The 15506-nt window shown below is 53.6% G+C and carries 10 protein-coding genes; 9 read left to right on the forward strand and 1 reads right to left on the reverse strand.

What is annotated here, in order from left to right:
* Positions 1-71: 71 nt before the first annotated feature.
* The 9 genes from fdhF (at position 72) to AB7E65_RS06990 (ending at position 14181) form a co-directional block, all read left to right on the forward strand.
* On the forward strand, positions 72-2753 hold the full coding sequence (gene fdhF / locus AB7E65_RS06950) for a formate dehydrogenase subunit alpha (RefSeq protein ID WP_428745529.1): 2682 nt from the start codon (positions 72-74) through the stop codon (positions 2751-2753).
* A gap of 21 nt (positions 2754-2774) precedes the next feature.
* Positions 2775-3569 (forward strand): Mrp/NBP35 family ATP-binding protein, encoded by a 795-nt coding sequence (locus AB7E65_RS06955; protein WP_072287713.1) that lies wholly within the window; start codon positions 2775-2777, stop codon positions 3567-3569.
* Between the two features lie 443 nt (positions 3570-4012).
* Positions 4013-5296 carry a hydroxymethylglutaryl-CoA reductase gene (locus AB7E65_RS06960; RefSeq protein WP_428745530.1) on the forward strand — a complete coding sequence of 428 codons (1284 nt, stop codon included), beginning with the start codon at positions 4013-4015 and terminating at the stop codon, positions 5294-5296.
* A gap of 75 nt (positions 5297-5371) precedes the next feature.
* Complete coding sequence (locus AB7E65_RS06965; RefSeq protein ID WP_428745531.1) at positions 5372-6475, forward strand: DUF3419 family protein; 1104 nt, start codon at positions 5372-5374, stop codon at positions 6473-6475.
* Positions 6472-7842, forward strand: coding sequence for a diacylglycerol/polyprenol kinase family protein (locus tag AB7E65_RS06970; RefSeq protein ID WP_428745532.1), 1371 nt, complete (start codon positions 6472-6474; stop codon positions 7840-7842). Before AB7E65_RS06965 ends, AB7E65_RS06970 begins: the two co-directional genes overlap by 4 nt.
* A 46-nt stretch (positions 7843-7888) precedes the next feature.
* Positions 7889-10615, forward strand: coding sequence for a PEP/pyruvate-binding domain-containing protein (locus AB7E65_RS06975; protein ID WP_428745533.1), 2727 nt, complete (start codon positions 7889-7891; stop codon positions 10613-10615).
* Positions 10616-10647: 32 nt separating this feature from the next.
* A complete protein-coding gene (locus tag AB7E65_RS06980) occupies positions 10648-11559 on the forward strand; it encodes a UbiA family prenyltransferase (protein ID WP_428745534.1) in 912 nt (303 codons plus the stop codon).
* Positions 11560-11602: 43 nt separating this feature from the next.
* A complete protein-coding gene (locus AB7E65_RS06985) occupies positions 11603-12598 on the forward strand; it encodes a GNAT family N-acetyltransferase (protein WP_072287707.1) in 996 nt (331 codons plus the stop codon).
* Positions 12595-14181: an AMP-binding protein gene (locus AB7E65_RS06990; RefSeq protein ID WP_428745535.1), complete on the forward strand. Its 1587-nt coding sequence runs from the start codon at positions 12595-12597 to the stop codon at positions 14179-14181. Before AB7E65_RS06985 ends, AB7E65_RS06990 begins: the two co-directional genes overlap by 4 nt.
* Before the next feature lie 27 nt (positions 14182-14208).
* Here the strand turns inward: AB7E65_RS06990 and AB7E65_RS06995 are convergent, their stop codons facing one another.
* On the reverse strand, positions 14209-15504 hold the full coding sequence (locus AB7E65_RS06995; protein ID WP_428745536.1) for an alanine/glycine:cation symporter family protein: 1296 nt from the start codon (positions 15502-15504) through the stop codon (positions 14209-14211).
* Positions 15505-15506: the final 2 nt, after the last annotated feature.

The following is a 15506-nucleotide window of genomic DNA, read 5'->3' on the forward strand; positions in this document are numbered from 1 at the left end:
AGTGCGGTTTGTGCAAGGATGCCTGTAAGTTCGATGCCATCATCGTTTCCTGACAATCAAAGGCTGAAAATATGATTCAGATAATAATTAATGGCCAGCCATGCATGGCGAAAGAAAACTCTTTGCTGTTGAACGCTTGTGAAGAAAACGGTTTTAACATTCCTCACCTGTGTCACAAGGAGGGATTGAGTTCCGTCGGGGTATGCCGGCTTTGTATCGTCAGGGTCAAGGGGATGAAGGGTCTTGTGCCATCCTGCTGCACCGTTGTGACCGAGGGCATGGAAGTTACCACCGAAGATGAGGAGATCAGCCGGTTGCGCCGTGTCAACCTGGAAATGATCCTGGCGGAACACGAGCACAATTGTCTTACCTGCGAAAATAGCGGAAAATGCGAACTGCAGAATCTGGCCTATGCGCTGGATGTCAGCTCTCCGCGGTTTCCAGTCAATAAAAAATTACGGCCCATCGAGGAGTCCAGCGAAGTTATCGCAAGAGATCCCAATCTCTGCATCCTGTGCGGACGCTGCGTGCGGGCCTGCGCCGAAGTGACGGATCGCCGGATTCTGGAGTTTGCTAACCGCGGACCCGAACTGCTGATTAATGCCGGGTTACAGGAGCCATTGGCTGACACCGATTGTGCCTCATGCGGCGCCTGCCTGCAGGCCTGTCCGACCGGAGCGCTGACGGTAAAGCTGGCACGTTTTCAGGGCCGGAGTTGGGAAGTGAAGAAAGTGCAGACCACCTGTACCCATTGCGGCGGCGGATGCCAGATCGAATTCTGGGCCAAGGGCAACAGGCTGGTAAGGGCCTATGGGGTGGAGAAGGAGGGGGCCGAGAATCGGGGGCATCTGTGTGTCAAAGGGCGCTTCGGATTCGATTTCGTTCACAGCGCCGACAGGCTTTCAACACCACTGATTAAAAAAAATGGGCAATTCATAGCGGCCAGTTGGGACGAGGCCCTGGACAGAGTTGCTGAAAATTTCCAGAAAATCAAGAAAGCACATGGCAGTGACGCCATTGGCGGCATTGCGTCCTCCAAAAGCACCAATGAGGAAAATTACCTTTTCCAGAAATTCATGCGCGCCTGCATCGGAACCAATAACGTCGACTTCTGTACCCGTTTCTGCCATACCCCCAGTGCTGTCGCATTGGGTCGTGCATTTGGTGGGGGGGCCATGACCAACTCTCCGGCACTTATTGAAAAAGCTGAAGTTGTTCTCATAGCCGGTCTTAATCTTACGGAGATGTATCCGGTTTTTGCTGATTTTGTCAAACAGAAGGTCAAGGCAGGAAAACTGAAGCTGATTGTTGTCGATCCACGCCGAATAGATCTGGTCGATTACAGTCAGGTTTGGATCCGCCCGCGGATCGGGACAGATATCGCCTGGATCAACGGCCTGATGAACGTTATTTTGAATCGGCAACTGCAAGACGACGAATTCATCGCTTCCAGAACCGTCGGGTTCGATGATCTGCAAGCGGCGGTAAAATACTATACTCCGGAAAACGTTGAAGCCATAACCGGAGTGCGTGCCCAGACCATAGAGGACGCCGGCATGCTGTACGGCAACGCTCCAAGGGCCGCCATTCTGTATGGCATGGGCGTTACTCAGCATATCCATGGAACGGACAATGTCTCGGGGTTGTGCAACCTGGCGCTGCTCACTGGAAACGTGGGCAAAGCAGGCACCGGGGTGAACAGCATTGCCAAGCAGAATAACGGGCAGGGAGCAGGGGACATGGGTTGCCTGCCACCTATTTATCCTGGCGGGCAGCCTGTCGCTGACGAAGTTGTCAACCAGAAATTCAGTAAGGCGTGGGGCGTGCCCCTTTCAAAAAAACCGGGGCTTACCGAATCGGACATGGTTCTGGAAAAGGAAAGAATCAAAGGTCTTTATGTCATGGGAGGAAACCCGCTGGGCAGCGGGCCCAATCTCAGGAAAATTCAAGAAGTATTTACGGCAATGGACTTTGTCGTCGTGCAGGATATGTTTCTGAGCGAAACGGCCATGCTGGCCGATGTCGTTCTGCCGGCCTGTTCTTTCGCGGAAAAGAGTGGTTCCTTTACAAGTGCTTCCCGTCTGGTGCAAAAGGTAGATAAAATTATCGAGCCGGTGGGAAAAAGCCGGCCTGACTGGGAAATTTTGTGCGATCTGAGCGACCGAATGGGCTATCCAATGCCCTATCGTGGGCCACAGGACATAATGCAGGAAATTGCGGCATTGGCTCCCTCATATGGAGGCATTTCCCATGGACGTTTGGAAACGGCGGGATTGAGAGTACCTTGTCCATCGGCGGACCATCCGGGAACCGAGTTTCTCTGGGGAAAAACTTTCAAAACGCCTGATGGAAAAGGGCACTTTTTCCCCGCTGCCTATCAAGCACCCGCAGAAGTTCCGAATGAGGAATATCCATATTTACTGACAACCGGAAAGGATCTTTATCATCTCCACACAGGGTCCTACACCAACAAATCCGTGCCTCTGTCCAGGCTGGCTCCGGAGGACTTGCTGGAAATAAGCGTGTCCGACGCGAAAAAGATAGGAGTCGCCAATGGCGACAAAGTACGGGTTAGGTCCCGCAGGGGCCATATCGACATCACCGCGCAAGTTACCGACCGAGTGCCGGACGGGACTGTCTTTGCGACTTTCCATTCCGGAGCGGTAAATGATTTGACCATCGATAGTCTGGACGCAATGGCCAAGGTTCCGGAACTGAAAATGTGCGCGGTTACAATTGAAAAGGTCGCATAAGACTATTTCAGGGATATTGCCATGCCTGATGAGCAAAAAAAACCGGAAAGCACAATGCCTGGATTGAGAAAAGTACGTCATATTCTGGCTGTCGCCAGCGGCAAAGGCGGGGTCGGCAAAACCACCATCGCTGTAAATGTTGCTTTTGCACTCAAGCAAAAAGGTAACAAAGTTGGTCTTCTGGATGCGGACGTCTATGGCCCCAGTGTGCCGGTGATGCTGGGAATCAGTGAGTCACCGGGTTGGCAGGACAAGATGATAATTCCCGCGCAAAAGTTCGGGCTTAGAATCATGTCGCTGGGCATGGTCACCGAAAAAGGGCAACCGGTTGTCTGGCGTGGGCCGCTGGTATCCAAGGCAATCAGCCAATTGCTAGGGCAGGTTTTGTGGGGTGATCTGGATTATCTGGTTGTTGACCTGCCACCCGGGACAGGAGATCCGTCCATTACCATGGCGCAGTTGCTGCCGACGGCAGGTGTGCTGATGGTGACAACACCTCAGGAGGTAGCTCTGGCCGATGTACGCAGATCCATCGACCTTTTCACTAAATTCAATTTGCATATTGTTGGCCTGGTTGAGAACATGTCCTATTTCTTGTGTGGCCATTCTGAAGAGCCCATCGAGATTTTCGGCCAGGGCGGCGGTGAAAGATTGAGCAAAGAGTTCGGTCTGCAACTGCTCGGGAAAATCCCCATTGACCTGGACCTCCGCAAAGGCGGCGACTCCGGTGTGCCGCTAGTGGTGTCGGCACCGGATTCTGTGTTAGGCAGGATATTTCGAAACATTGCTGAAAAAATCATGAATGTTTTGAGCTGACGTGACCCGACAGCCATAGCTAGTTTTCATCCGGAAACGGCCCTTTTCCGCCGTGGCGGCGTCAATCCGCAGGCTCGCTTGTGCGGCGTACCGATGTACGCCTCCGCGCAACCCCTTGATTTCCTTGCCACAACGAAAAATCGCTCGTTTCCCATATAAAAACTACGCTGTATCCATCCGGAATTTCCGGATGGATACTAGCTAAGCAATCCTCTGCCGCAAAATATTTCATAAACGATGCGTGTATCAGCAAAATTGCCGCGACCGTCCCAACCCGGTTGCGGCAATTTTTTAATCGAGACTCCACCGTCCTTGCCTGATCGGTATGACCTGTTATGTTGTAAAAAACCAGCTATTGCGTTGGAATGTGTTTCACTTTTTGCGGGACAAAAGCCACATATCGATATTTACGTGAGATAAATGGTTCGCATACAGGAGAGACCATGACTGTTTCCAGGGAATTTTCAGAAAGTGCCATAAAATCGGTTCTTCAGGGAAAGGATCCCGGCGAACTCGCCGTACAACTTCAAATGCGAACGGTGGATGAGTTTCCCCTGCCGCCAAGCTTGCCAAGGGAATCCGTGGCGGACCAGCCTTCACAGGAAACAAGGCTTAGAATCCTCGAAGGGCAGGGGATAAGATTCGAGTACCTTACCGGACGGAAACGGGTAGAGGATCCAGGCGTTTTTCAAAGCCACATCGAAAACTATATCGGCATCGCGCAATTGCCGGTCGGCGCCATTGGTCCGCTGAGGATCAACGGCGTCCATGCACACGGGGATTTTTACGTCCCTTTGGCAACGTCCGAAGGGGCTTTGATCGCATCCTATAATCGTGGCGCCAAGATAGCGAGCCTCAGCGGCGGAGTGAGGGCTTTTTGCCTGACGGAAAGGGTTTCGAGGGCGCCCGGCTTTCTCTTTGCCGATTTGATTCAGGCCGGGGAATTCATTGTATGGGTCATCCGTCATTTTGAAAATTTGCGGGAAGAAGCACAAAAAACCACGACCCACGGACATTTGGAAGACATGAAGGTTACCCTTGAAGGAAACCATGTCTTTCTTCATTTTGAATACACTACCGGCGATGCCGCCGGCCAGAACATGGTGACGATTGCCACGGAAGCTGCATGCCGTTTTATTGTGGCAAAATGCCCTGTCAAACCCAAACTCTGGTTTGTTGAAAGCAATATGTCCGGCGACAAGAAAGCCACCGCGCTGTCGTTTTTGTCGGTCCGCGGGAAAAAAGTCATTGCGGAAACCGTCATCCCCCGAAACCTGATAAAACGCATGCTGCATACGACGCCCGAGATGATGATGGAGTACTGGAAGATGTCCTTTGTTGGCGGCGTTCAAACAGGATCCATCGGTGTGCAGGGCCATTACGCCAACGGATTGGCGGCGATGTTTATCGCTTGTGGTCAGGACGCGGCTTGTGTTGCTGAAGCTTCAGTCGGACTTACCCGACTTGACCTGGACGATAATGGCGATTTGTATATCTCGGTCTCCCTGCATAATCTCATCGTCGGGACCATCGGCGGGGGCACCGGGCTTCCGACCCAAAAAGAATGCCTTGCGATGCTTGGTTGCACAGGATCGGGTTCGGCCAGAAAATTTGCCGAGATTTGCGCCGCCGTCGCCCTTGCCGGAGAAATCTCCATCATGGGTGCTTTATCGTCCGGCCAATTTACCCAGGCGCACATAAAATACGGCCGCAAAACAAAAAAATGACCTCCCGGCATTGCGCATCAGTGTTTGTCACCTTATCCAAATGTTTTCAGAATCAAGGGGTTTCATGCAAATGTCATGAAAGATCGCGACACCATAGAGCAGCGCGCGAGATTTGACATCATCCGTTACGCCAACTGTTGGGAGGATGCCGATGTCCTGTTGCCGGCACTGGCTGTGCGGGAGGGAGGCGCCTATCTGTCCATTGCTTCGGCCGGTGACAATACCCTGAGCCTGTTGCACGCCAAGCCATCCATGGTTCTTGCCGTGGATATCAGCGCCACGCAACTGGCATGTCTGGAATTGCGCAAGGCAGCTTTTCAGAGCCTGGCGTATGAAGAAGTTCTGCAATTTATTGGCGTCAATCCAAGCACTACCAGGGACAGGACTTACCGACTGGTCCGGGGCCGGCTTTCCCCGCTCTCAAGACAATTCTGGGATGCCAACCCCGGGATCATCGCCAAGGGAATGATCCATTGCGGCAAATTCGAAAGGTATTTCCGGCATTTCAGAAAGATGGTCTTGCCAATGATCCACGGCAGGAAGGTGGTTTGCGATCTTATGCAAAACAAAAGCGAGGCGCAACGTCATGCCTTTTACCGGGAAACGTGGAATAATCGACGGTGGCGGGCGCTTTTCAGAATTTTTTTCAGTCGCAAGATCATGGGGTATCTCGGACGGGATCCGGAATTTTTCACCTATGTCGAAGGGGATGTCGCATCTCGTCTTCTGGAACGGGCCGAATATGCTCTGACGGCATTGGCTACGGATCAGAATCCTTATCTCGAATTCATACTCACCGGAAATTTCGGAAAAACGCTGCCGTTTTACCTGCGCGAGGAAAACTTTGAAAAAATCCGCGACCATCTCGACCGATTGATCCTCTTCCATGGGAACCTTCTCGAAGCTCTGCGTGCCCATGCTTCTCTTCGATTCGACGGGTTCAACCTTTCGGATATTTTTGAATATATGAACTATGCAGAATATGTGTCCGAGCTGCAAAAAGTCATTGACGCTTCGAAACCAGGAACCCGGGTGGTTTACTGGAACATGCTGGCAGACAGAAAAAATCCCCTTGCATTGAAAAACCGGCTCGCCACACTGGAAGATCTCGCTGCTGACCTGTTCAAACAGGACAAGGCCTTTTTTTACAAGGCACTTGTGATCGAGAGGGTTCTTTGAACGAATTGCATCTTGAAATAGGTGCCGCTCTTGTCTACGCCGGCATTTTCATACTGATTTTTGCACTCGGCGAAATTATCCGTTACTTGCAGCCTTCCTGTCCCGAATTGTCCAGAAAATTCATCCATTTTGCCGGCGGACTCACTGCGTTGACTTTTCCACGCCATATTCAATCCCACTGGAGCATCCTGTGCCTTGCCACAGGCTTTGCCGCGGTCCTCGTCCTGGCAAAGATGAAGGGATTGCTGAGATCGGTGCATGGTATTGAAAGAAAATCCTATGGTGCCATGTTGTTTCCCGTCTCCGTTTATCTTCTGTTCCTTCTCGGTCAGTCCAGAACCATTTTGTATTTCGTTTCGATTCTGGTGATGACCGTCTCAGATACCCTTGCGGCGGTGATAGGCGACCGGTATGGATCGATACGATATGAAGTCGAGGGCGTGACCAAGAGTCTGGAAGGTTCCACGGTCTTTTTTTTCGTCACCTTTTTATGCGTGCATATTTCCCTGTTGTTGATGACACCGACTGGCAGGCTTGAATCGGTGCTGATGGCATTTGTGATCGCTGTCCTCATAACCGCTTTCGAGGCTGTTTCGCCAACAGGCAGCGATAATTTCTTCGTCCCCCTGGGGACGTTCTTCATTCTTGGAAACATGATGAAACAGCCCCTTCCGGCCATGCTGAATCGCATCGGAATCCTGCTCGCCATGATGGTGGCCACGGCGATCCTCACAGCAAAGATCAAGCTGTTTAAAACCACCGGTTTGATCGGCATGATACTGGTCAATTATGCCGCCTGGACCCTGGCTGGGGTTACATGGTTTCTGCCTTTATTGCTGGGGCAGATTCTGCTGTATGGGCTGGTGGCATATTTTGTCGATAAGGTGACAGAGGGAATTACCGGTTACCAGATTAAATTCCTGTTTTATGCCGTCTTGTTGCCGGTTCTGCTGATCTTTGCCGCCAATGCCCTGCACGCCAGGCTGACCTTTTTTTTGCCCTATGTGACTTCGATAACAACGACTCTGGCTATTATAGGTTACTTTTTCCTGGCAATTCTGAAGCCTTGCAAGGATGAGTGGCTTCGTTGTCTGGCGAGAAACCGCGCCCTGTCGATCCTTTGCTGTGCCGGATTATCTGTTGCTGGCGTCTGCCTGATCCCCATTTTTTTCCACGGCCAGGCTGTTATTGTTTCGCTGTTTATCGTGTTTGGTGCCACAAGTTTTGCCTTGTGTCTGTTTCATTTCCTCTTCCAGAAAATGGGTCTCGGCCTGCAAATTGTATTACGACAGAGGGTGCGCCTTTTATGCTCACTGATTGCCGTCGCCCTTGTTTTTCTGCTGCAGGAATTCGCGTTTTCTTCCTGAGTACGAGGCTGTGGTCTGGATTTTTATCTCTGGAGAAACGATCACTATGAAAACATTGCCCTACATTGTTTGGAATACGGATATGGTCGAGGAACAAACCGACAGTGTCATGCTTCTGGGGGGGAAGGCCATGGGCCTTCATCGTCTCAGAAATCTTGGAGTCGACGTACCTGTCTGGGCCACGGTCACATCTCTGTTTTTTCGACATTTGTGTTCCCGGGATGCCGGATTGCAGGCTCTTCTCTGTGATGAAGAGCCCGAAATTTCAGCAAAAGCTGCCGCCTTGCACGAACATATCGGAGCCCTTTCGATCCCGGAAGAAGGCATGGACGTTCTCAGGTCGGTGTGGGACACCGTATCAGAGCAAGGCCGCGTGCCGATCGCGGTAAGATCCTCGGCGGCGGATGAGGACAGCATGCATCTTTCCTTTGCGGGTCAGATGGACAGTTTCCTGAATGTGCTGTCTTTTGCGCAGTTCATCGAGGCTTTACGCCGGTGCTGGGCCTCCCTTTTCAACGAGCGGGCCGTGTTTTACCGTCAAAAGAGCGGGCTTGACTGCTGGTCGTTGCAAATCGCGGTGGTTGCACAGCAAATGGTCGAACCGGATGTGTCCGGCGTCATCTTCACCGCGAATCCTCTCAACGGCAACCGTAACGAAATGCTGGTCTGCAGCACTTGGGGGCTTGGAGAAGGTCTGGTTGCCGGAACCCTTCCTGCCGATACCTATGTGCTCGGGGCGGGAGGCGTCTGCCTGCGACAAACGCTGGCCGAGAAACAGCAGCGGGTAGCCTGCCACGCAACGGGAGGAACCGAAACGGTTGATCTGGCCGACGACAGGCATTTTCAGGCAACTTTGGATGATGTTTGGCTGCAAAAACTCTATCGTCTTGCAACTCGGGTGCAAACCACCGCGGGCCGGCCGATGGACATCGAATTTGCGGTGTGCAAAGACACTGTTTACCTGCTGCAGGCCCGACCCGTAACCGCCCTGGAGGATGCTGCCGCCGAACCGTCGCGGGACAACCCAAGGATCTGGGACAACGCCAATATTGTTGAAAGTTATTCCGGGATCACCACTCCGCTGACTTTTTCCTTTATTCGCAAAGCCTATTTCGCGGTTTACTGGCAGTTTTGCCGGATAATGGGGGTCAGCAGCAGAACCGCATTCCGGAACCGTCATATTTTTGCGAATATGTTGGGTTTTATCCAGGGCAGGGTGTACTACAATCTTTTGAACTGGTATCGCCTCATTGGCTTGTTGCCCGGCTATAAATACAACAAGTCCTTCATGGAGCAGATGATGGGGCTTCAGGTGATCAGTTCTTTTTCTCCGGAAGAAGAATCCAGGAACCTGGTTAAAAAATACCTGGTGCATTTTCCAAAAATGCTGTGGACAGGGTTCAGAATGTTGCTCAATCACTTTACCCTGAGTAGAAAAATTCGTGCTTTCCATGCCTCTTTTGATCACTTATATAGCCGACATGCTTCCCAGAATTTTCAGAAACTCAGTGTTTTCAGCCTGATGGAAATCTATCGTGAACTGGAAAACAAGGTACTCTGGAACTGGAAGGCGCCGATACTCAACGATTTTGAAGCCATGGTTTTTTTCGGACTGCTGCGAAAATTAACGGCGGCATGGATATTGGATGCCAACGGCAGCCTGTACAATGATCTGCTCTGCGGCGAAGGAGGCATCAAGAGTACGGAAGTCACCGACGGACTGATCCAGTTGGCGGCAACAATCGAAGCCGACAAGGAACTGAAAGCAACCTTCCTGGAAAACCCGCCTTCTGAAATTTTGCGGCGTCTGCAGTCCGATCCGTCCCTGTCCGGCTTCGCTCGGCTATTCGGTGATTACCTTGAAAACTACGGAGTCCGCTCCATCGATGAGATGAAACTGGAGTCGATTCCGGTCAAGGACGACCCCACCTTCTGCATCGCTGTTCTCCAAAATTATCTTCGTTGCGGCATTCCCGACTCCGGCAAGCGAAAGGAACGGGACAGGCACATACGCCAACAGGCTGAAGAGGCTGTGCGCACGCGCCTGCAGGGGAAAAAATGCTTTCGCATGGTACCGCAACACATTGTCTACCGTTGGGTTCTTAAAAATGCCAGGGCAGCCGTCCGAAACCGCGAAAACCAGCGGTTTGCGCGCAGCCAGGCCTATGATGTGACGCGCAGGATTTTTCGTGCCATCGGACAAAAATGGCAGATGGCCGGGATTCTCGATGATAGGGAGGACATTTTTTACCTCGATGTCGAGGAGATCTGGTCCTATATAGAAGGAGCCTCGACCTGTCCAGACCTGCGCCAGCTGGCGAACCTTCGCCGAAAAATATTTGCATCCTACGCTACCGCAACACCCGACGACCACATAGAGACATACGGTGAGGTTTATCGCGGCGGCGATTATGCCGGTGGGCAGCATGAGGTTGATAACGCCGAACAACTGCAGGGGCTCGGCTGTTGCCGGGGTGTTGTTGAAAACACGGTGCGCATTATCCGGAAACCTGACGCCGATACCAGGCTCGATGGCGAAATCATGGTGGCGCAACAGACCGATCCCGGCTGGATCGTGCTCTTTCCATCCATCAGTGGGCTGATCGTTGAGAAGGGCAGTCTTCTCTCGCATTCGGCCATTGTTGCCCGGGAAATGGGCATCCCGGCGATTGTCGGCGTCAAAAACGCGACCAGATTACTGCGTGACGGGGACAGGGTCCGTCTCGACGGGAGCACCGGGACGATCACCCTGATGCGCCAAACCGGTCCATGAGGTCATTTCTTGATCCGGTAGAGAGGCACGGCATGAACCATCGATGGTGGATTTATTTCCAGGAACGCTTCCCGATCTTTGCCCATGGTCCACTTATTTTAGCCTTCAGCCTGTCTGCCATGGGTTATTCAGCACTTTTGCGGGGTGCGAACAACCTTCGCCCCGATGCGGCCGGGATCGCCTTTGTCACAGCACTGTTTTTCTTCCTGCAGCTTCGCATTGCCGATGAATTCAAGGATGCCGAAGAAGATGCCCGTTATCGGCCTTATCGGCCTGTTCCCCGGGGATTGATCACTCTGCGCGAGTTGGGCTGGCTGGCGGCAGGAACAGCTGCACTGCAACTGGCGGGATCTCTCTGGTTGCACCCCCCCCTGGTGCTGCTGTTGATAGCGGCCTGGGGTTATCTGGTTTTGATGAGCAAGGAATTTTTCCTCCGTTCATGGTTGAAACAACGGCCGCTCGCCTACATGCTTTCCCATATGCTAATCCTGCCGATTTTCGATGGCTATGCCACGGCTTGCGACTGGCTGGTGGCGAGAGCCGCTCCGCCTGCAGGGCTTGAGTGGTTTCTTGCCGCCAGTTACTTCAACGGCATGGTGATCGAAATCGGCCGCAAAATCCGTGCACCTGCCGATGAGGAAGAGGGGGTGGAAACCTATTCATTTTTATGGGGGCGATCTGCAGCGCTTGCGGCATGGTTGTTGGTGATGTTTTTGTCGGCCTGTTGCGCTTTGCAAGGTGCCGCCCTGTTGCGCTTTGTCAAACCTTTGAGCGTGTTTTTCGCCTGTATGCTTTTATCCGCGATCACGCTCGCCTGCGCTTTTGTTCATGCTCCCAGACCCGGCAGGGGCTGGCAAGTGGAGGTTTTTTCCGGCATCTGGACAATTGGACTGTATCTTGGACTCGGGATTGCCCCATGGATTGTTCATTTTGCACGTTTTTGAGAAGCAACATCCGGAGAAAATACCTTGCGAAGGGGAGGGCAAGATGGCGCAACTGCTTAAGATTGCATCGTTGGCACAGCTGGAGGCCCTCGCTGGACTTGAAGGGATCAAAGCACTTTCCGCGGATCTCTTCATGCTCCACAAACCCGATACTCACCTGGCAATACGGGAGGGGGATGATACGCTTCTGGGCCGATGTTCCCTGTGGTGGCATGCCACGCCAGTTTATCCTGAAGAACGTCTGGGGCTGATTGGCCACTTTGAAGCGCAAAATGCTGAAGTTGCCGCAATGCTGCTTAAGGAAGGCTGCCGCATTCTGTCGATATGTCAATGCACCCTGGCAGTTGGTCCCGTTGATGGAAACACCTGGCGACGCTATCGCTTCATTACCGCACGCGGCACCGAACCGCCATTTTTCATGGAACCGGACAACCCGGATGCCTATCCAGGCTACTTTTCCGATGCCGGTTTCAGACCCCTGGCCCGTTACTATTCCAATCTTGATCCCGACCTCGGATGGTCGGTTCCTGAAACCGAAACGCTTCGATTAAACCTGGAAAGGCAAGGGGTGCGCCTGCGATCCCTGAAGTTTGATGACTATTCCGGGGAACTGGAAAAGATCTACCGGATCTCCCTCGATGGGTTCCGTCACAACTTTCTTTATAAGCCTGTCGACCGTGATGAATTTTGTAAAATCTATTCCTGCATCCAGCCTTTTATTGTCCCTGAACTGGTCTGGTTCGCTGAAGCAGGGAACAGGCCGGTAGGGTTCCTGTTTGCGGTTCCGGATATGCTGCGTATCCGACGGGGAGTGCCCTCCGATACGGTGATATTCAAATCGATGGCGGTTTTGCCGGAATGGAGCGGCAGGGGCATCGGGTCACTGTTGCTGGGGACCGTCACCGAACAGGCCTGTCGACAAGGGTTTCGAAGGGGCATACACGCGCTTATGCACGAGGCGAATCGATCACGCCTGATGAGCGGCCATCATGGCAGGGAATTCCGGGAATACACCTTGTTTTGTCGGAATCTGCCATGAATATCATCCAGATGTTGCAACTCCAGACGATGAGACGTCCCACTGCGGCGGCCATCATCGAACCCGCCGGCAGGCTCAAGGATCGTATTGCCACTTTTGCGTCGCTGGAGGAATCATCGGCCAGGGGCGCGGCTTTCCTTAAAGAATGCGGGCTACGCTCCGGCGATGTGGTGCTTGTTTTTCAGCCCATGTCCATTGATCTCTATATTTTACTGCTGGCGCTGTTTCGGGGCGGTATGATCGCCATGTTTCTCGATCCTTCGGCGGGCCTCAAGCATCTGGAGACCTGCTGTTCCATCCTGCCTCCACAGGGGTTCGTCGGGCCACCGAAAGCACATCTGCTAAGGCTTGCAAGTCCGGCGTTACGAAGCATCCCGCTGCATCTCGTAATCGGCCGGAGCCTGCCGGGAGCACGGTCCTGGAAAAACGCGGAAGATTTTGCACCGCTGCGCGAAGATCCCCCTGACTCACCGCATGCCCCGGCGCTGATTACCTTTACCAGCGGCAGCACTGGAGCACCTAAAGGGGTAGTGCGCAGCCACGGCTTTTTACGCGAGCAGCACCGGATCCTGGAACAAACCCTGGCCATGAACGCAGGAGACCGGGATCTGACCACTTTGCCCGTGTTTGTTCTTGCCAACCTCGCCTCGGGAGTAACTTCCATTATCCCGGATGCCGATCTGCGACGACCCGGATTTATCGATGCAGCCCCGGTACTGCGGCAGATCAACAGGTTAGGTCCGGTGCGCACCGTAGCATCTCCGGCCTTTCTGGAGTGTCTGTGCATCGCACAGTTCAGAAACGGAGGCCCTGTTCATGGATTCAGGCAGGTTTTCACCGGAGGCGCGCCGGTGTTTCCCCAGACCTTGCAGAGGTTTGCTCATATCTTTGAAAATGCTGATATTATAGCGGTTTACGGGTCCACGGAAGCCGAACCGATAGCCACTATCCGATGGGCCGATGTAACGGCACAGGATAAGGGAAAAATGGTCAGCGGAGCCGGATTGCTCGCTGGCATACCTGTGCCGGGTCTCCGGGTGGGGATACTCGACAACCGGCGAATCGTTGCTCGCGGCGTCTGGAAATCCGCGCAATTCTCTGACTTTCTGCTTCCGGCGGGCGAAACAGGTGAAATCATCGTCACTGGCGAGCATGTGCTGAAGAGCTACCTTCACGGTCACGGCGATAGCGAAACAAAAATCCTTATGGATGGTGACGTCTGGCATCGCACCGGCGACAGTGGGTATTTCGACCAGCGAGGCAGGCTCTGGCTTATGGGCAGAACATCTGCGGTCATCCAGGACCACCGGGGAACCCTGCATCCTTTTGCCGTGGAGTGCGCCGCCATGCAATATCCAGGGGTTTGCCGGAGCGCATTGTTACAGCATGGCGGAAAACGTCTCCTGCTGGTCCAGCCCAGTGATGCAGCAGGATGCGTTTCGCTGAAAGGTCTGTCAGAGACACTGTCCTGGGCCGGGATCGACGAGGTGCGATGCCTGAAAAGAATCCCCTGCGATAAAAGACATAACGCCAAAGTGGATTATCCGGCCCTTATTAGAATGGTTGAAAAACACCGCCGGTAAATATCTTCGGAATTTTGTCCGCTCTGTTTAATGATCCGCATACATGCGGGCAGGATCACGAAAATAGGTCCGGGTCTGACGCACTACCAGGGGACTGAGCCATAGCAGTCCGACCAGATTGGGCCAAGCCATAAGCGCATTGAAAATATCGGAGATAATCCAGACCAGTTCAAGACGGATGGAAGCGCCAACCGGCAACAGCAAACAGAACAAAACCCGGTAGGGCAGCACGAATTTCGCACCGAACAGGTACCCTATCGAACGATCACCGTAGTAGGACCAACCCAGGCAAGTGGAAAAGGCGAAGAAAATAATACTGATGGCGACCGCGTATCCGCCAAGCCCCGGCAAACCTGCGTCGAAGGCCCGGGCGGTCAGGTCGGCGCCGCTCAGGCCGCTGCGATAGGCGCCAGTGGTGATGATTACCAGGGCGGTCATGGTGCATATAACCAGGGTGTCGACAAACGGGCCGAGCATGGCGACCAAGCCCTCGCGCACCGGTTCCTTGGTGCGCGCCGCCCCGTGGGCGATAGGAGCGCTGCCGAGCCCCGCCTCGTTGGAGAAAACCCCACGGGCCACACCAAAACGCACCGCCTGGGCCACGGCTGCTCCGGCAAAACCGCCTGCCGCGGCACTGCCGGAAAAGGCATCGTGCACAATGGTGGCCAGCCCGGTTGGAATCGCTGACCAATGGCGGGCCAGTATAAAAAGGGCTCCCACTACGTAGAAAGCCGACATGAAGGGCACCAGGCGGCTGGCCACCTTGCCGATGCGGCGGATGCCACCAACAGTCACGGCGAAAACCAGGCCACAAATAACCAATCCGGTAACATATTTGGGTACCCCGAACAGGGTTTGTACCGGTTCGGCTACGGAATTGGCCTGGGCCATATTGCCGAGCCCGAAGGATACAAGCACGGCAAACAGGGCGAACAGGCGCGCAAGCCATTTGCAGCCGAGACCCTTCTCCAGATAGTACATGGGGCCGGCGCTGATTGTGCCGTCGCCACGGATAGTGCGAAAGTGCAGGGCCAGCAGGCATTCGGAAAATTTGAGTGCCATGCCGAATATTGCCGTAGTCCACATCCAGAACACGGCACCGGGCCCGCCCATGGCAATGGCGGTTCCGACTCCGGCGATGTTGCCGGTGCCGATGGTGGCCGCCAGAGCCGCACTCAATGCCTGAAAATGGCTGATCTCGCCAGCATCCTCAGGGTTGTCAAAACGTCCGGAGACAAGCTGCCAGGCATAACGGAAACGATGCAACTGCACCAGGCCGAGCAACGCCGTCATGAGCACGCCGGTACCGACCAACAGCACCACCG

The organism is Syntrophotalea sp., from assembly GCF_050253115.1.
GTDB lineage: Bacteria > Desulfobacterota > Desulfuromonadia > Desulfuromonadales > Syntrophotaleaceae > Syntrophotalea > Syntrophotalea acetylenica.